The organism is Sneathiella sp., assembly GCF_047631475.1.
GTDB lineage: Bacteria > Pseudomonadota > Alphaproteobacteria > Sneathiellales > Sneathiellaceae > Sneathiella.
In genome coordinates this window covers 15,197-32,644 of sequence record NZ_JBLHZT010000033.1, presented here as the reverse complement: position 1 = coordinate 32,644, position 17,448 = coordinate 15,197, and the positions used below count along the sequence as shown (strand labels likewise).

The following is a 17,448-nucleotide window of genomic DNA, read 5'->3' as shown; positions in this document are numbered from 1 at the left end:
GGGGGAGTTCATATGAACACAGTTATATTTTATCAGCGGATCCCGTCTTGAATACACCAATGAACTATTATCAGGCTACAAGAAATTCCTTCGAGGCCTTACCTGTTTTACAGGAGGAGGTGCAGGCTGATATTTGCGTGGTCGGCGCTGGATTTACCGGTCTTGGTGTTGCGTTAGAGCTGTTAAGCAAGGGCTACAGCGTCATCGTGCTGGAAGCGCAAACAGTTGGGTTTGGTGCTTCGGGTCGTAGTGGCGGACAGATTGCATCCGGATTTTCCCCTGGTATGGTGGCCGTTGATAAAATGCTCGGGGCATCTGTAGCAAAAAGCCTGTGGGCATTTTCCGAAAATTCAAAAGAGATTCTGAATTCACGAATCCAGACATATGGGATTGAATGCGATTTGCGAGAGGGTGAGCTTTATGTCGCGCCCAAGCTATCCCATTCAGAATGGCTGCAACAGGAAAAAAAATATTGTGAAGATCACTTTGGATACGAAGGGTATTCTTGGATCAATAAGGATGAATTGCGCGGTTTAATGGCAAGTACGCGATACATCGCTGGACTTCACGACAGGGAAGGCGGTCATCTTCATCCTTTAAATTACACGCTGGGACTGGCTAAAGCGGTCTTGGCCGCTGGGGGAACTATCTTTGAGAACTCTGCGGCACTTTCTGTCGATAAAGGAAAACAAGTCAGGGTTTCCACGAAAGAAGGAACTGTTCAAGCGTCCGCACTGGTGTTGGCAGGAAACGCATATCTTGACGCTTTTGATCTGGGGCAGCGAAAAAATATCCTTTGTGTTGGTAGCGGTATTCTGGCGACGGAACCGCTTGGTGAAGAGCGGGCCAAAAAGCTGATATCAACGACGGCTTGTATTTGTGACACTTATTTTGACCTCGATTATTTCAAGATAACGCCGGATACGCGGTTGGTATTTGGTGGTCAGGATATGGCTCTTTTTCCATTTTCAGAGGGCCGGGATCGAATAAAAAGGAATATGCTTCGGACATTTCCAAGTCTGGGGGGCGTAAAAATCGACTATTGCTGGACAGGAAAAATCGCCGCGACCAGAAAACTGCTGCCAGAAATCAAACGGCTTGAGCCAAATGTCTATGTCGTTCACGGTTATTCCGGTCAGGGCGTTGTGTTGTCTGCGGTTGCAAGCCAGATCGTTGCAGAGGCCATTGATGGCGATCTCGCACGTCTTGACGTCTTCGAAAACATTCATCACGCAGCGATACCGCAGAATAAAATGTTAATAAAACCAATAATTTACACGAAATTATTATGGGAAAAAATCAACGACGCTCTGTGAAGCCGTTGTCATGACGGCTTGTTGTGGACAGAGCTATGGGTCAGGTAGTCGTGCAATAATTTCCCTTCTGAATTAAAAAGAGAAACCAGCAGGATCAATGCCGACGTGATGGCCATTGTGAAATAGAATAATGCTGAATGGATAAACGCGGTGAAGTAATCCAGGCTTCTGCCATCGGCCAGACTGACCTCAAGATTGAATAAGCGCATGCCAAGGGTTGCGTTCCAGGAACTCCCGATCGTCATCGTATGATAGGCAAGCGGAATAGCGGCCAGCAACATTGCAAGAAGTGGGGAGAGCATACCCAGCGTGACAATGCCAAGGATTGCAGCAACGGTACTCGCGGCGATACCAATAAAAAAGATGACGACAACATCAACGATGTACGCCAAAATCCTGTTTATTCTTACGCCAGAATAATCAAACGATTTTTGTGAACCTTTTGTAGCATGAGAGTCTGAGTTCATGCTTAGATCGATAATTGGTCCCGTATTTTTTGACAATGCAATCCCCTAACGCATTTTGTGGCAAGACGGAATAATTCCTTGTATCGTTACCCTTGAAATGAGGGTCGCGGTCATCTATTTCAAGTTATTTCCTTGCCAGATACGTGTTAACTGATTGAAAAATATATCGAATGTTCTTAAAAAAAATTCATTCATTACCCCCTGTTCTGGCCGCCGCTTTTATCCAGCTTGTTGTTTTCGGCACCCTTTCCGTCCTGCTTCCGCAGCTACAGGTCCATTTGACTTTTTCGGTGCCTCTCTTTTGGCAACTCGTTCTGCAGGGTGGATTTGCGGCGGCCATCAGTTTTGCATTGGGGCAGTCCTATTGGTGGGTAATTATTCAATTCTTTGGTCCACCGTTGCTCATCATTGGGTTGATCGTGAATGTGCCGATCTGGGTTTATCCCGTTGTACTGGTTTTGCTGCTGGCGACCTTCTGGAATGTTGCTGTTAATCGAGTTCCCCTTTACCTCACGAATGATCTGACAGCACAGAAAATTGAAACACTCCTTCCCAAAAGGGATGGGTTGCAGGTTATCGATCTGGGCAGTGGCCTCGGAGGAACCATGCGTCAGATCGGAAAAAACCAACCGGGGCACTTTTTCTTTGGTGCGGAAAGCGCACCAGCGCCTTTTATTGTGTCGGTGATCCTGAACAAGGTTTCGGGGGCAAAAAATGTTCGGTTTCTCTTTGGCAGTTTCTGGAAGCTGGATCTAGAACAGTTTGACGTGGTTTACTGCTTTTTGTCGCCTGTTCCCATGAGCGCCCTGTTTGAGAAGGCGAAATCTGAAATGAAGCCGGGAAGCCTGTTTATCAGTAATAGCTTTCAGGTACCCGGACATAAACCAGATCGGACGGTGACCGTAAAGGATGGCCGAAAAACGAAGTTACTAATCTGGAAGATATAACGAAGCCCGGTTATTTCAGGTTTGCCGGTAGAACAGGCGTTTCCCTCAGCAGAATTATACTAATTCGCCGGTTTGTCGGGTTCGACGGATCGTCTTCAATCATCGGTTCGGTATCCGCTTTTCCGGATACCCGTTTTATGCGATCAGGGTCCAATCCGGTTTCCAGAAGGGCCCGCCTGCTGGAATTCGCCCGGTCAGAGGAGAGTTCCCAGTTTGTATAATCGTCACCCGAAAAGCCAGAGCTATCTGTATGACCGCTGATCGATAGCCCGTTGGGTAGGTTTTCGATGGCCTTCGCTATTTTTCCCAGCAGACGCTTCACTCGGGGAACAATTGTTGTTCCCCCTGCGGGGAACATACTTTCGTCAAACTGATCAACGATTTGAATTCGCAACCCTTCAGGTGTCATATCGATGACAATATTATCGGCCAATCCTGCAAGATTTGGATCATCCGCAATGGCCTGCTTAATTTGATCCCGGGCATCTTCAAAGCTTTGTTCTTCCAATGCTGCGAGACGCGCTAGAAATTCTGCTTCATCAACTTCGCTTTGGCCATCGCCGTCAGCATCGTCTTTTTTGCCTTGTTCAGGCGGGGAAATACTGGAAATAACGGAAGGCACACCTGTGTTGGAAACCATGGCACCTTCTGTTTGCATGCTGGTACCCCCAAGTACGCCGCCTGAGCCAGATTCGCTGCTGCTTGCAACGGTTGGTGCAAAATAGTCAGAAATCCCCTGTTTTTGAACAGAGTCGGTTACATTCAACAACCACAGCAACAAAAAAAACGCCATCATTGCCGTTACAAAGTCAGCATAAGCCACCTTCCACGCACCACCATGGTGCCCGTGTCCAGCTTTTTTAATTTTCTTGACGATTATCGGTGCGACTTCATCGGCCATTCTTTTTATCCCGCTCCTTGAGGTGTCAACTTACACGCTCGGTGCGTTGTTACAGGCTTCTTCAACCTCTGAGAAGGTTGGCCGTTCGTGGCTATACAGTGTTTTCCGGGCAAACTCGACAGAAACCGCTGGGGCATAGCCTTGTAAATGAGCCAGCAGACCTGTTTTCATACAGTCGTAATATTTGGCATCCGCATCAAAATATTGTTGAATATTTGTTCCCATTGGCGAGAAAAGGCCATACGCGACCAAAATACCAAAGAATGTACCCACAAGGGCCGCAGCAATCAAACCACCCAGAACTTCTGGCGGCTCGGAGATGGAGCCCATTGTCACAATCACACCAAGCACCGCAGCAACGATACCAAAGGCGGGGAGAGCTTCACCCATCTGAGTGATCGCAGAGGAATAAGCATGATGTTCTGCATGGTGGGTTTCAAGATCCACATCCATCAGGTTTTCTACCTCATGTGGATTTTCCGTTCCCATGGTCATCAGGCGAAGATAGTCGCACATGAAGTCCATGGCGTGATGGTTCTTTGTAAAACTGGTGAAGTTCTGGAAGAGGGCGCTGTCATGCGGATTTTCAATATGAGGCTCCAAAGCGATCATGCCTTTGGTTTTCGCTAATTTGAAGATTGCATACATGAGTGTCAGAAGTTCTTCGTAGGTTTTCTTGTCATAAGGCGCGCTCTTCATAAGTTTGCCCAAATTGCCAAGCGTCCCGAAAATAACCCATTTGGGGTTACCTTGCAGGAAGGCACCAGCTGCAGCACCCAGGATGATCCAGAACTCCAGCGGTTGCCAAAGGACGCCAAAATCACCGTGCACACTGTACCCGCCGGCGACACAACCAAACGTAATAACGATCCCTAAAATCCAAAACATGCGAGAAGCAGCCTTTATCTCAATCAAAATTTCTATCTTCGGAATATTGCTCTGATATTGGTTAATAAAGGGTGAGTAATTTATCGAAGTTTTTAACTAATTTTCTCATAAGGGCGTTCTGGCGGGTTTTTAGGGCGCGATCAGCCCACCCTTAAAATGGTTTTCAATCAGCCCTTTACTGGGAAGGTATGGGGTGTTTTAAAGCAACTGTTAAAAAAAAGAGTGATTTTAAAGTGCAGCTGTGGAATGGTTTCTCCCGTTGATTCAAATCAACCATTTGCTATTAGACTGTTAAGATAAATCGTAAAATTATGACTTTTGATGCACTAGAATTTCGTTCCGCTTTAGGGTGCTTTGCCACTGGAATTACTGTGGTTACATCCATGAAAGATGGACGAAGCCCACTGGGTATTACTGTGAATTCGTTCAGTTCGGTGTCCCTTGACCCGCCGCTTGTGCTGTTCAGCCTTGGCCATCAGGGAAATCACTGTCAGGAATTCAAGGATTCTGGGGTCTTTGCGATTAACATTCTGAGCAGCGAACAAAAATATCTATGTGATCGCTTCGCGTCGCCCTTGGATGATCGTTTCAACGGCATCGAACATAAAATTGGAGAGAACGGAAGTCCGGTTTTCGAAGAGAGCCTTGCCGTGTTTGAATGTCAAACCCACGAAACTGTTGAGGCCGGCGATCATCTGATCTTTATTTGCCGGGTAACCAATGTGACATCCCACCCGGAAAAATCAGCGCTGCTGTTTAATAAAGGAGCCTTTCCGGTTCTTTAAGGGCACGGGTTCAAGGTTTCAAGATAAGCGTGCCAATGGCATTCTTCGTGTAGTCAGCGGGGTCCGTTGACATTTTGCGGTATTTTACTGCCGCCCATTCGTCCGCCATATCACTATAATATTTTGAGACGATATTCCCAGACTGGCCGGTAGACTGGATATACATAGAATTGTTGAGGTTGGATAAATCGTAGATGGCCCGTAAGGATGCTGCATGGGTATTCGCAAAGGGCTGACTTTCGTCAGAATATTTATTGCGTCCTACATTGATCGTATAGGTCCCACCTGCCGAAGGAACTGAGATGTCGAAGATATTCTTCAGCAGGCTAACTTTGGAAAAAGGAAGGTGGTCACTATGGGCAAAATGTGCGGTTCCCCATTCCCAATGATCCAGATTATCGCCATACCGTTTCTGTAAGTCTTCTAAGGTTAACGCTAGTGAGGTTTGCAGGATTTCGTTACAGGTTTCTGTCTTTTCAGTGTTTCGGTTATCGCACCATCTGGACTGGCCGTTAACATTCAGCAACACATTCCGGATGAAGGTCGGACGATGACGCCAATAGCGCGGGAACAGATCCTGAAGCTCATCTGCATAAATTGCTTTGTTCAGTTCTCTGATCCACCCGTTGAAAATAAGAGGAGCATTTTGATCGATGGTCATGCGCCCATCCCAGATGCTGAGCGCAGTAAGAGCCTTGCGGGATAGATCGTTTGCGGGTTTTGTTGTCAACAGAATATCCATGATTTCGAGAGCCATTAAAGACCTCACGTCGGTATGCATATCTGAAAAGGTTTGAAATGTATGTTTCTCTTCTTGCTCCAGTCGTTCTTGAATGCGTTTGGCTCTATAGGGTTTTGCCCAGTCACTTGTTATAAAATGGGGATAGTCTTCGGGAACAATTTTCTCATTTGCTGAATACAGAAATCCTTTGGTCGGATTATAACTTTGCGGCAAATCTTCAAACGGTATAAATCCCTCCCAGTCATATGTTTTCAGCCAACCCGGTACAGGCAGACGTCCCATCGCAAGATTATCTTTATTGCGAACAGGTATATTTGCAGGCGCATAATATCCAATATTCCCGTCAATATCGGCGTAAACCATATTCTGCTGCGGGCTTGTAAATAATTGAATGGCTTTTTTAAATTCTTCCCAATTTTGGGCGGTCATCATTCTACTTGATGCCATCATGGACCCATCTGTTTCCATCAGGCTGGTCCAGCCTAATGCCAGAACATGGTTTTCAGGGATGTCTTTTTTGACAGCCTTGTATATGTCTGAAAGAACAGGCCCGTGTCGGGTGATGCGGACAGTAAGTGTTACGTCAGGCTGATCCTTGATCCGAATTATTTCCTGCCTTGTTTTAAACTCCTGCCAACCATCAGGGGTTTTGTATTGATGCGGATTATCCAGATTTATTTTTTCAACATATAAATCCTGCGTATCAGGTCCCGTGTTGGTGAAGCCCCAGGCAATCCTGTCATTTCGGCCTAGAATAATTCCAGGAACGCCTGGTAGCGTTGCGCCGATTGCATTGAGACCTGGAGCTTCTAAATGGGCGAAATACCAGAGGGACGGCGCAGACAAGCCCAAATGAGGGTCATTTGCCAGTAAGGGGCGGCCACTTTGGGTTTTGTCACCGGAGACAACCCAGTTATTTGAACCGGCACCGGTCGGCAGGATGGCGGGGGCTGCGGTCAAGAGCTTTTGAAGTTCCAGATTGGCCAGTTGATATTCATTTTCGAAATCCGGCAGCGGCACTATTTTTTCACCGGGGTAGGGCGGAAAGAATTCGTTGACCTCTGATAATGACATAATGTTGGAGAGTTGAAGGCGAGCGACTTCATTGGACCAGTTTTTACCAAGATCCCAGGCCATCATTTTTGTCCACACGACTGAATCAATCGGGGTCCATTTTTCAGGTTTCACGCCAAGGATCAGAAACTCTGGAGGGAGGGCGCCGGTCTGTTGATCAAGAAACGCATTCACACCCTTGGTATAACTCTTGATAAGCTTTTTCGTCTGACCGTCAAATTTGGCATAAGAAGCTTTTGCCGCTTGATAAAACCCAACGGTGCGAAGGAATTTGTCAGTCTCAAGTGTCGCATTTCCCAACACTTCTGATAATCTGCCCGCCCCGGTTCGACGGTTCATTTCCATTTGCCAAAGTCGGTCCTGCGCGTGAACAAAACCCAATCCAAACATAACATCTTGGAAATTCTGCCCTTTAATATGGGGCACGCCGGATGCGTCCCGAAGAATAGAGACGGGTTGGGTTATTCCTGCGATCTGTATCTCGCCCTCTGTTTTCGGAAGAGAGGTGCGTAAATAAAGATATCCACCGGCGACCAACAAGATGAACAAAAGTGCCAGAGCAATCAGTCCAGTTGTGAAAAATTTCATTTTCTTCTCCCCTATTGCTGCACATTGTTGCTCTGATTAAGATGAAAAACAAGGTGAGGCTGGACCGAAACTCAACAGTTTGTGCTTTGAACGAACGGTGCATGCATTTAAAAGAATGAGGCGCGCAGTCTAACAGGACGCAGGAGGTTCTATAAATGAGTAAAAAAGCTGCCTTTATTGGCTTAGGTGTTATGGGCTATCCCATGGCAGGATATTTGCAAAAAGCCGGTTATGACGTGACTGTTTACAACCGTACAGCGTCGAAAGCGGAAAAGTGGTCTGCGGAATATGGTGGAAATTTTGCAGTAACACCCCGCGAGGCTGCTGTGGATGCAGACATCGTTATGGCTTGTGTTGGCAACGATGATGACTTGCGCAGCGTTGTTCTGGGAGAAGATGGTGCATTTGCAGGTATGGCAAGCGGCACTTTGTTCGTTGATCATACAACGGCCTCTGCGGAGGTTGCGACCGAACTGGCTCAAATCGGCAAGGAAGCGGGTGTCGGATTTGTTGATGCCCCTGTATCCGGTGGACAAGCCGGTGCAGAAAATGGCGTATTGACGGTGATGTGCGGCGGGGAACAATCAGATTTCGACCGTGCCGCAGTTGCTATCGACGCGTATTCTCAAGCCTGTATGCGGATGGGAGAAGTTGGCGCCGGGCAGCTTGCCAAGATGGTCAATCAGATTTGTATCGCGGGTGTCGTGCAGGGTCTGTCTGAAGGGATCCATTTTGCCCAAAAAGCAGGTCTGGATGCTGAAAAGGTTATTGAAGTCATTTCCAAGGGAGCCGCACAAAGCTGGCAGATGGAAAACCGCTATAAGTCAATGATCAAAGGGGATTTTGACTTCGGATTTGCCGTGGACTGGATGCGCAAAGACCTAGGTATTTGCCTTAGCACCGCGAACCAGATCGGGGCAAGCCTTCCAAATACAGCCGTCGTTGACCAATATTACGGGGACGTCCAGCAGATGGGAGGCGGGCGAATGGATACCTCCAGCCTTATCACACGTCTCCGTAAGCTGAGTGATTAATTTTTTGCAGGCTGCTCGATCTTTGGATCAGGATTGATAGGCGATACCGCTTCAGGAGAAGCCGGATGACGCGCTGGTTCTTCAGCGTTTGGCAAAGAGGAAGGTTGCGGACCTTTCTCTTTGTCTTCTGGTGGTACCGATTGGATAAATGACGCCGACCAGAAAGCAAGTCCAGCAGTATTGCGCGCGATTGGCGATATCGCCAGAGCAACCCCGACATGAGAATATTTGGGATCAAGCAAAGTCGCCCGGTGGGGTTCGCTTTCGCTCCAAAGTGTCAGGACTTCTGAAGCCTCTGGTTTACCAAGGGCCACGTTCTCAGCGGCTGTTAAATACTGGACACCCTCAGCCGTAAGCCGGTCTGTGAAGCTGCTGTCATTCTCTCCAACATGCGACAGGGTATTATTTTGCTGCATGAAAAAGGCATGTTTGGCCGCGGCAGTATCTAAACTTGCATCTTGCGTAAGGGACGGGATATTCTCCGTTTCCCGAAATATATTGATTAACTTGACGAGTTCCGTATCCAAATCCATCAATTTTCCCTTATGCCGTTTTCTGGGTGAGTGAAAAAGTAACGATGGGATAACGTTTGCTGAATTTATTTGTGAATGAGGTTTCCCGTGAATAATAACAAAACAACCCTGACTGTAGAAACAATTTTGGCGCAAGGTCTGGGTTGGATGGATGACGCGAATAACGGTTTGATCCCCGGTATCTTTCCAGGAACAACATTTGAACGGGAAGCAGATAACAGCTATCCCAATGGCCGGGTGTATACACGTGACCAAAACCCAAATTATGATCAGCCAGAAGCTGTTCTTGCCGCGTTGGAAGCCGGCGAGGATGCGCTTTTGTTTTCATCCGGGATGTCGGCAGCTGTCAGTGTATTTCAAGCCTTGAAACCCGGCGACCATATTGTGGCACCAGAGGTCATGTATTGGGCGTTACGTAACTGGTTGCTGACACTGGGCCGCGATTGGGGACTGAAGGTAACGTTTGTGCCCAATGGTGACATCGGTGCGTTAAAGCAGGCGGTTATTCCTGGTGAAACGGTTCTGCTGTGGATGGAGACACCTGCAAATCCGACATGGGTTGTTGATGATATTGCTGCCTGGGCTGAGGTCGCGCAATCGGTTGGGGCTCTGTTAGCGGTCGACAATACAGTTGCCACGCCGCTTTTGTGCCGTCCGATCGACTTTGGTGCGGATATCGTTATGCATTCTGCGACCAAATATTTAAATGGTCATTCAGATGTCCTGGCCGGAGCCCTGATTACTAAAAATCAGGACGGTTTCTGGGATCGTGTGAAAAAAGTAAGAAATGCAGGAGGGGCCGTCCTCGGACCGTTTGAGGCATGGCTTTTGATGCGCGGTATGCGGACCATGTCTGTTCGTGTTCGTCAGGCGTGCAACAACGCAATGGCGATTGCCCGGGCGCTGGAAAATCACCCGAATGTTGAAGAAGTTCTTTATCCGGGACTGGAAAGCCATGCGGGACATGCTATTTCCAAAAAACAGATGTCAGGTGGTTTCGGTGGCATGATGAGTGTGCGCGTCAAGGGCGGGGAAAGCGCTGCTGTCAAAGTGGCTGCCAATCTTCAGCTTTTCAAGCGCGCTACCTCGTTGGGTGGCGTGGAAAGCCTTGTAGAACATCGAGCCAGTATCGAGGGCGACGGCACACCATGCCCGGCCGATCTTTTAAGACTTTCCATTGGCATTGAGAATTCTGACGATTTGATTGCCGATTTAAAACAGGGACTGGAGGCGGAATGAAAGGCTCTATTATCATAACAGGGGCCAGTCGCGGCATTGGGGCCAGTCTCGCTGTAAAGGCCGCGGCCGCTGGATATGAAGTCTGTGTCAACTTTCATAGCAACCAAGGTGCCGCTGATGAAGTTGTTCAGAAGATAACAGAGGCTGGTGGACGGGCAATCGCTGTACAGGGTGATGTGGCTGTGGAACAGGATATTCTTTCCCTGTTCAAAACTGTTGATCGTGAACTCGCGCCGTTGACGGCTCTTGTCAATAATGCCGGCATTCTGGAAACACATGCCAGCGTTACAGATATGACCTTTGATCGACTGCAACGGGTTATGATGACCAATGTGGCCGGTTCATTTTTATGTGCAAAAGAGGCGGTTAATCGCATGGCGTTGTCCAAAGGCGGACAGGGCGGCGGTATTGTGAATATATCCTCGGTAGCAGCGCGTCTTGGGTCGCCTCATGAATATGTTGACTATGCCGCGTCTAAAGGTGCCATCGATGCATTCACAATCGGTCTTGCAAAAGAAGTGGCGGAAGATGGAATTCGGGTTAATGCTGTCAGGCCCGGTGTGATTTATACGGATATTCATAAATTGGGCGGAGAGCCTGATCGCGTGGATCGCGTTAAAGAAAATGTGCCAATGAAACGCGGCGGGTTGCCTGAAGAGGTCGCAAAAGCGGCGTTATGGCTGTTGTCAGAAGACGCCAGTTATTCGACCGGCATTCTTCTGGATATCAGCGGGGGGCGTTAATTGAAGTGCGTTACCCCTGTAACTTTTTAGCGGCCTCAATTGAAAAGTAGCTCAGAATACCATCACAGCCGGCCCGTTTAAAACAAAGCAGGGCTTCAAGAATGACTTTGTCTGGATCCAGCCACCCGTTCTGGATGGCACCCGCGATCATCGCATATTCGCCAGAAACCTGATAGGCAAAGGTCGGTACCCCAAATTCATCTTTTACCCGACGGCAGATATCAAGATATGGCATTCCTGGTTTTACCATAACCATGTCGGCGCCTTCCTGAATATCAAGGGCGACCTCACGGATTGCTTCATCTGTATTGGCGGGATCCATCTGGTAGGTACGTTTATCCCCTGTCCCAAGATTGCCCGTTGAACCGACGGCCTCGCGGAACGGACCATAGAAGCCCGAGGCATATTTGGCAGAATAGGCCATGATCGGTGTATCCGTGTAGCCGCTTGTTTCCAAAGCCCGGCGGATCGCAGCGATACGGCCATCCATCATATCGGAAGGCGCAATGATGTCGCAGCCTGCTTCCACCTGATTAAGGGTTTGTTTGATCAGGGCGTCGATCGTTATGTCGTTCATGACATATCCGTTTTCAACAAGACCGTCCTGACCATGGGTCGTAAAAGGGTCAAGCGCCACATCACACAGAACGCCCATTTCTGGGACCGCATCTTTGATCGCTTTAATTGACCGGCAAATAATGTTGTCAGAATTAAAGGCTTCCTCACCGTCTTCAGATTTTAACGATGGATCAACCGCCGGAAACAACGCGATGACGGGAATACCAAGACTGTAGGCTTCCTTTGCAGCTTTTGCTAGTAAGTCTGTCGAAAGGCGCTGGACACCCGGCATCGAAGGAATATCAACCGCAAGGTTTTTGCCTTCGTGAACGAATACAGGCCAAATCAGATCGTTTGGCGTGATGCTGTTTTCTGCAACTAATCTGCGAGACCAGTCAAATTTCCTATTCCGGCGCATCCGTATTGCAGGGAATGAGGTCATGGGCGTCTTCATTTTTGGTCTTCTCCATCCAAATATTGACGGGATAATACCGTCCGGAATAAATCTGAGCAAATTTAATTCTGACTGCATATTGTCGCAGGGGCGTTGTGCAAGAATATCTCTTTCACCTAACGAGCGTTTGGCATAAGTTTGACACAAACGGCAGAAGACCGTATCAAAAGGCACGGGATTTATAGGAAGCAGTCACATGGACTTTAATCTGACAGAAGACCAGACCCTGATAAAGGATATGGCACGGGCATTTGCAACTGACGTTTTTGCGCCAAACGCAGAAAAATGGGATGAAGAAAAGATTTTTCCCGTTGATGAGTTGCGTCAGGCAGCAGAGTTGGGATTCGCCGGTATTTACGTTGATGAGGAATATGGCGGATCCAATCTGTCGCGGCTCGATGCTGCCATTATTTTTGAGGAATTGGCGTCTGGCTGTACGTCAACCGCGGCATATATTTCGATCCATAATATGGCGAGCTGGATGATCGATAGTTTCGGATCTGATGCGGTTCGGGCAAAATTTTTGCCTAAACTGACAACAATGGAGCATTTTGCCAGTTATTGTCTAACGGAGCCGGGCGCAGGGTCAGATGCCGCATCCCTTAAAACCAAGGCCGTTCGAGACGGCGATGACTATGTTATCAATGGTGGAAAGGCCTTTATTTCCGGGGGCGGACGGGCTGATGTGTATGTAACGATGGTGCGAACAGGGGACGATAGCGCTGGCGGTGTTAGCTGTCTGGTTATTCCCAAAGACGCGCCGGGGATCAGTTTTGGGGCTCAAGAACGGAAAATGGGTTGGAATTCGCAACCGACTGCACAGGTCTTGTTTGATGATTGCCGTGTCCCGGTCGAAAATCTGGTGGGTGCAGAAGGAGAAGGCTTCAAGATTGCCATGAAGGGCCTGGATGGGGGACGGCTTAACATCGGCGCCTGTTCCATTGGTGCGGCGCGGGCCTGCCTTGAAGCAGCACAGGATTATACCGCCGATCGAAAACAGTTTGGCAAACCTGTTGGCCAATTTCAGTCCGTCCAGTTCAATCTGGCCGACATGGCAACGGAATTGGAAGCCTCTCGCCTGATGATCCGTCAGGCAGCCAGCAAGTTGGATGCAAAAGACCCAGAGGCCACGTTGTTTTGTGCAATGGCGAAACGGTTGGCGACGGATACAGGATTTGATGTTTGTAACAAAGCCTTGCAGTTGCATGGTGGCTATGGATATTTGAGGGATTTTCCGATCGAGCGGTATGTGCGTGATACACGTGTTCATCAGATTCTCGAAGGTACAAATGAAATCATGCGGGTTGTTGTTTCCCGCAAATTACAAGATGGTCAGGGACGCGCTTAACATGTCAATGTCAGTGGATCAGGAAATTTATTTTGAACAGAAGGGGCAGCTTGGCGTCATCCTTCTAAATCGGCCCAAAGCGCTGAACGCGCTGACGCACGAGATGGCGATTGCGTTGCACACGAAACTTGATGACTGGGCTGCGGATAACACGGTTCAGGCTGTCTTGATTAAAGGCGCAGGCGAGAAAGCCTTTTGCGCGGGCGGTGATATCGTCAAACTTTATAATGAAGGAAAGGCCGGTGGGGATTACCCTTATCGGTTCTATGAAGACGAATATAAATGTAATGCGGCGATCAAACATTTCCCAAAACCATATATCGCCTTTATGGATGGTATCGTTATGGGCGGTGGCGTCGGTGTTTCGGTTCATGGCAGTCATTGTATCGCAACGGAACGGACCCTGTTTGCTATGCCAGAATCCGGAATTGGTCTTTTCCCGGATGTTGGTGGGACGTATTTTTTGCCCCGTTGTCCGGGCGAAATCGGGATGTATTTGGGGCTGACGGGCGCTCGTCTTAAGGCCGCAGACACAGTTTATGCCGGTGTGGCCAGCACGTATGTCCAGTCTGTAAATCTGGACGGGCTAGAGCAGTCTTTGGCCAGTATGCAGTTCTCCAAAGATCCGCACGGCGATATCGATCAGTTGATCGCGGTATATGCCGAGCAAACGGAAACGCCACCATTGGAAGAATACCGAGCGAAAATTGATAAACATTTCAGTGCTGATAGCGTGGAAGGAATTTTGGCCAGTCTTGATGAAGCGGGGGACGAGTGGGCCGTGAAAACGGCAGCTGGCCTGCGGTCCAAATCACCAACCAGCATGAAAGTCACTTGCCGTCAAATCAGGTCAGGGGCGTCAAAAACATTCGATGACTGCATGAAGCTGGAATGGAGAATGGTCAACCGGATCATCAAGGGGCATGACTTTTATGAAGGCACACGGGCTGTTGTTATCGATAAAGATCAGAAGCCGGTCTGGTCACCCGCTACACTTGAGGACGTGAAAGACGAAGATATTGATTCGTATTTTACACCCCTGGCGGCAGGTGACCTGGATATTTAAGAAAAGAAATTAATCAATGAGGTCAGGCAGGCTGATATCCATCGAGGATGATGAATTGGCCTGTCGCCGCATTTTCTCGTTCCGCTTTGGCTCTGGTATACTCAGGACTATCATAAAATTTCTGAGCTGTTTCATAGTCCGGAAATTTTACAATTACCACCCGGTGGGTTTCTGGCTCGCCCTCCAACGTGTCCATCGCACCGCCACGTGTAAGATACTCTCCGCCATATTTGTTGATCGCAATAGGCGCTAGTTTTTTATATTCTTCGTATTGAACCGGATCTTTCACGTTCACACGGGCGACCATGTAAGCAGGCATATTTCGTTCCTTCTTTTTACAGTTATTTCCTGATACCTTAGATTGAAAAAGAACAATAAGGGGGCCGCCTGTGTCATACAAGTATGTAACACTAGAAAAAAATAATCGGATTGCCATTGTGCGTTTTGACAGGGGGCATGAAATGAATGCCCTGTCGGTGGATCTCATGAAAGAGCTGCTGGAGGTCGCCCGTTCTTTTGAAGGGGACACTGAAACCAATGCGATCATCCTTACCGGAAACGGAAAGAATTTTACCGCGGGTTTTGATTTAAAAGATGCAGCGCTTAAAGAGCGCATGGATGCGGGCATGATGGATAAGCGGGAGATGCTGCGGGTTGGTCCTCGTATGTGTCAGGCGTGGGAAGATTTGGAGCCCATGACCATTGCAGCCATCGACGGATATTGCATCGGCGGCGGTGTTGCCCTGTCTGTTGCCCTCGATATGCGTATTGCTTCAAAAGGGGCGCAATTTTATGTGCCGGAAATTAAAAATGGCATGAACATGAGCTGGCAATCTGTTCCGCGAATGGTGAATTTGATGGGGCCTGCCCGGACAAAACAGATTTCGATCATTGCCGATATTGTACCCGCAACCGAAGCGTTATCCTGGGGCCTAATTGAAGAGATTTCCCAGACGGAAAGTGCTTTTGATCTTGCTTTGGAATACGCACGAAAAATTGCGGACCGTCCGCCGCTGCCCGTTCGGATGATTAAGCAGGGAGCGAATGTTGCTGCTAAAGCTTTAAATCATGCAACCAGTTATATGGATATTGATCAATACGCTTTGGCGACTGAATCTGATGACTATGCAGAAGGGATCCGCGCTTTCATAGACAAGCGACCTCCTGAATTCAAAGGCCGCTGAGGCAATGTATCCGTCTTCCCCGCGCAATCAGGCAGGCGTTGGTTAGGCCTTCTCTTGAAGGTCTGACAATTGCCGATCATGCAGGCGCGGTAACAGGATCAAAGCCAGAATACTCCCAAGAAGGGCGAGCGCCATGTCAGACTGCGTGTCCCAGACATAGCCTTGTGTGCCAAGGAACGCTTCCGCGGCCTCGCCGCTCAGGAGTGCGGCCCACCATTCAATCAGTTCATAAAACGCACTGAACGCTAGGCAGATGCTTATAATAAATAGTGTTCGCCATTCTGGCGTTTTGACAACAGACAGTCGGATGAGGATTTCGCGCGCAATGATTGCGGGCACAAAACCCTGTGCAAGATGCCCGACTTTGTCATAGTTATTTCGGTCGGATTCCATCAAGTCGCGGATCACATCGAATAGGGGCACTTCAGCATATGTGTAATGTCCGCCAACCATCAGGATAACTGCATGAACGAGGATGAGAAAATACAGCAAAGGAGTGAGCGGGAACCGCTTGCGGGTTGCTGCTAAAAGTCCCAAACCGATTATGGCGGGCAGGACTTCCAGAAACCATGTAAAATAGTCTTTCGGATTTATTCCCGACCAGATCAAAACAGCCACAAAGACCGCCAGCCATAATATCTGCATGAATATTTCCCTCAATCAGACATTCATTATGAAGAAACGCCTAGAAACCGGTCCCGTAATTTTCGCATGCCGCCGATCCAGCGATCATAGTCAGCCGTTTTCCGGCGCATATATTCCAGTACCTGAGGGTGAGGCAAAATGAGAAACTCTTCTTTTTCCATGCTTTGAACAACACATTCTGCAAGTTCTTCGGGCTCCATTGTGCCATCCACTGCGGCCACTTGATCCTCTCGCCCTGCAGTCATGCCGGTGCGTACCTGCTGTGGGCAGAGAACAGAAACCCGTATCCCTTTGTCGCCATAGCGAATGGCTAGAGTTTCCGCGAATGCTACAGCGGCATGTTTGGTGGTTGCATAGGTTGCGCTGTCAATCTGGCTCAGAAGGCCAGCTGCGGAGGCTGTATTGATCAGGTACCCGGATCCACGTTCAACCATTTTGTCGACAACGGCGCGGGCCGCGAAGACATGTGCCATGACATGAATGCGCCAGTTCAAGTCCCAGATTTCGTCTGATGTTTCTTCCCAGCCGTACCGTGCTATTCCTGCATTGGAGACAAAAATATCAATGGGCCCATAGGCCTCTTCTGCTTTTGCCACAAGGTTTTGGATGTCAGCTTCATTGGAAACATCACATTTTACAGCCAGTCCGTTCACACTTTTTGCAACGGCCTGAAGGGTGTCTTCTGTTAAATCAGCAACCGTTATGCCGGCGGCCCCGTCTGCGTGAAACCGTTCTGCAAGGGCCTTTCCAATGCCGCTTGCTCCCCCTGTAATGACGATATTCTTTCCAGCTGCTTTCATAATTTCCTCACCTGTCCGGTCTGTACCGCCGGTTTATTCTTTGTTGATCGCGGTTATTCTTTGTTCTTGTTTCTTGCACGGTTATGTTATCGGGAATTTGTGCGCTGACAACAAAAAATGGCCCGAGCAATTCTGC

18 protein-coding genes are annotated in these 17,448 nt (G+C 48.5%); 9 read left to right on the top strand and 9 right to left on the bottom strand.

Annotated features, from left to right (window positions below; genetic code table 11):
• Nucleotides 1-119: 119 nt before the first annotated feature.
• Nucleotides 120-1,316 carry an NAD(P)/FAD-dependent oxidoreductase gene (locus tag ACJAYR_RS13290; protein WP_415237049.1) on the top strand — a complete coding sequence of 399 codons (1,197 nt, stop codon included), beginning with the start codon at nt 120-122 and terminating at the stop codon, nt 1,314-1,316.
• Nucleotides 1,317-1,324: 8 nt separating this feature from the next.
• Here ACJAYR_RS13290 and ACJAYR_RS13285 read toward each other — a convergent pair whose 3' ends face one another.
• Nucleotides 1,325-1,819 carry an RDD family protein gene (locus ACJAYR_RS13285; protein ID WP_415237048.1) on the bottom strand — a complete coding sequence of 165 codons (495 nt, stop codon included), beginning with the start codon at nt 1,817-1,819 and terminating at the stop codon, nt 1,325-1,327.
• A 134-nt stretch (nt 1,820-1,953) separates the two neighbouring features.
• Here ACJAYR_RS13285 and ACJAYR_RS13280 point away from each other — a divergent pair, with 134 nt between their 5' ends.
• Nucleotides 1,954-2,730, top strand: coding sequence for a class I SAM-dependent methyltransferase (locus tag ACJAYR_RS13280; RefSeq protein ID WP_415237047.1), 777 nt, complete (start codon nt 1,954-1,956; stop codon nt 2,728-2,730).
• 10 nt (nt 2,731-2,740) lie between these two features.
• On the opposite strand, the gene ACJAYR_RS13275 is transcribed toward ACJAYR_RS13280, so the two are convergent.
• Together ACJAYR_RS13275 and motA are read right to left on the bottom strand one after the other, a co-directional pair.
• Entirely contained in the window at nt 2,741-3,631 is an 891-nt protein-coding gene (locus ACJAYR_RS13275) for a flagellar motor protein MotB (protein ID WP_415237046.1), read from the bottom strand.
• Between the two features lie 30 nt (nt 3,632-3,661).
• Nucleotides 3,662-4,519 carry a flagellar motor stator protein MotA gene (gene motA, locus ACJAYR_RS13270; protein WP_415237045.1) on the bottom strand — a complete coding sequence of 286 codons (858 nt, stop codon included), beginning with the start codon at nt 4,517-4,519 and terminating at the stop codon, nt 3,662-3,664.
• Between the two features lie 311 nt (nt 4,520-4,830).
• On the opposite strand from motA, the gene ACJAYR_RS13265 reads away from it, so the two are divergent.
• Nucleotides 4,831-5,304 (top strand): flavin reductase family protein, encoded by a 474-nt coding sequence (locus ACJAYR_RS13265; RefSeq protein ID WP_415237044.1) that lies wholly within the window; start codon nt 4,831-4,833, stop codon nt 5,302-5,304.
• Between the two features lie 10 nt (nt 5,305-5,314).
• Here the strand turns inward: ACJAYR_RS13265 and ACJAYR_RS13260 are convergent, their stop codons facing one another.
• Complete coding sequence (locus ACJAYR_RS13260; RefSeq protein WP_415237043.1) at nt 5,315-7,708, bottom strand: penicillin acylase family protein; 2,394 nt, start codon at nt 7,706-7,708, stop codon at nt 5,315-5,317.
• A gap of 155 nt (nt 7,709-7,863) precedes the next feature.
• Here ACJAYR_RS13260 and ACJAYR_RS13255 point away from each other — a divergent pair, with 155 nt between their 5' ends.
• Nucleotides 7,864-8,742: an NAD(P)-dependent oxidoreductase gene (locus tag ACJAYR_RS13255; RefSeq protein ID WP_415237042.1), complete on the top strand. Its 879-nt coding sequence runs from the start codon at nt 7,864-7,866 to the stop codon at nt 8,740-8,742.
• Here ACJAYR_RS13255 and ACJAYR_RS13250 read toward each other — a convergent pair.
• Complete coding sequence (locus ACJAYR_RS13250) at nt 8,739-9,275, bottom strand: CAP domain-containing protein (protein WP_415237041.1); 537 nt, start codon at nt 9,273-9,275, stop codon at nt 8,739-8,741. The genes ACJAYR_RS13255 and ACJAYR_RS13250 overlap by 4 nt on opposite strands.
• 87 nt (nt 9,276-9,362) lie before the next feature.
• Between ACJAYR_RS13250 and ACJAYR_RS13245 the strand changes: the two genes are divergently transcribed.
• Both ACJAYR_RS13245 and ACJAYR_RS13240 read left to right on the top strand, forming a co-directional pair.
• Nucleotides 9,363-10,514: a trans-sulfuration enzyme family protein gene (locus ACJAYR_RS13245; RefSeq protein ID WP_415237040.1), complete on the top strand. Its 1,152-nt coding sequence runs from the start codon at nt 9,363-9,365 to the stop codon at nt 10,512-10,514.
• Nucleotides 10,511-11,257, top strand: coding sequence for an SDR family oxidoreductase (locus ACJAYR_RS13240; protein ID WP_415237039.1), 747 nt, complete (start codon nt 10,511-10,513; stop codon nt 11,255-11,257). Before ACJAYR_RS13245 ends, ACJAYR_RS13240 begins: the two co-directional genes overlap by 4 nt.
• Nucleotides 11,258-11,267: 10 nt before the next feature.
• On the opposite strand, the gene hemB is transcribed toward ACJAYR_RS13240, so the two are convergent.
• A complete protein-coding gene (gene hemB, locus ACJAYR_RS13235; protein WP_415237038.1) occupies nt 11,268-12,269 on the bottom strand; it encodes a porphobilinogen synthase in 1,002 nt (333 codons plus the stop codon).
• Between the two features lie 196 nt (nt 12,270-12,465).
• On the opposite strand from hemB, the gene ACJAYR_RS13230 reads away from it, so the two are divergent.
• Nucleotides 12,466-13,617, top strand: coding sequence for an acyl-CoA dehydrogenase family protein (locus ACJAYR_RS13230; protein WP_415237037.1), 1,152 nt, complete (start codon nt 12,466-12,468; stop codon nt 13,615-13,617).
• Between the two features lies 1 nt (nt 13,618).
• Entirely contained in the window at nt 13,619-14,683 is a 1,065-nt protein-coding gene (locus ACJAYR_RS13225) for an enoyl-CoA hydratase/isomerase family protein (protein WP_415237036.1), read from the top strand.
• 22 nt (nt 14,684-14,705) lie between these two features.
• On the opposite strand, the gene ACJAYR_RS13220 is transcribed toward ACJAYR_RS13225, so the two are convergent.
• Nucleotides 14,706-15,002, bottom strand: coding sequence for a DUF1330 domain-containing protein (locus ACJAYR_RS13220; RefSeq protein ID WP_415237035.1), 297 nt, complete (start codon nt 15,000-15,002; stop codon nt 14,706-14,708).
• Between the two features lie 70 nt (nt 15,003-15,072).
• On the opposite strand from ACJAYR_RS13220, the gene ACJAYR_RS13215 reads away from it, so the two are divergent.
• Nucleotides 15,073-15,867 carry an enoyl-CoA hydratase/isomerase family protein gene (locus ACJAYR_RS13215; protein WP_415237034.1) on the top strand — a complete coding sequence of 265 codons (795 nt, stop codon included), beginning with the start codon at nt 15,073-15,075 and terminating at the stop codon, nt 15,865-15,867.
• Between the two features lie 42 nt (nt 15,868-15,909).
• On the opposite strand, the gene ACJAYR_RS13210 is transcribed toward ACJAYR_RS13215, so the two are convergent.
• Complete coding sequence (locus ACJAYR_RS13210; protein ID WP_415237033.1) at nt 15,910-16,512, bottom strand: DUF2238 domain-containing protein; 603 nt, start codon at nt 16,510-16,512, stop codon at nt 15,910-15,912.
• A gap of 26 nt (nt 16,513-16,538) precedes the next feature.
• Complete coding sequence (locus ACJAYR_RS13205) at nt 16,539-17,312, bottom strand: SDR family oxidoreductase (protein WP_415237032.1); 774 nt, start codon at nt 17,310-17,312, stop codon at nt 16,539-16,541.
• Nucleotides 17,313-17,448 lie beyond the last annotated feature (136 nt).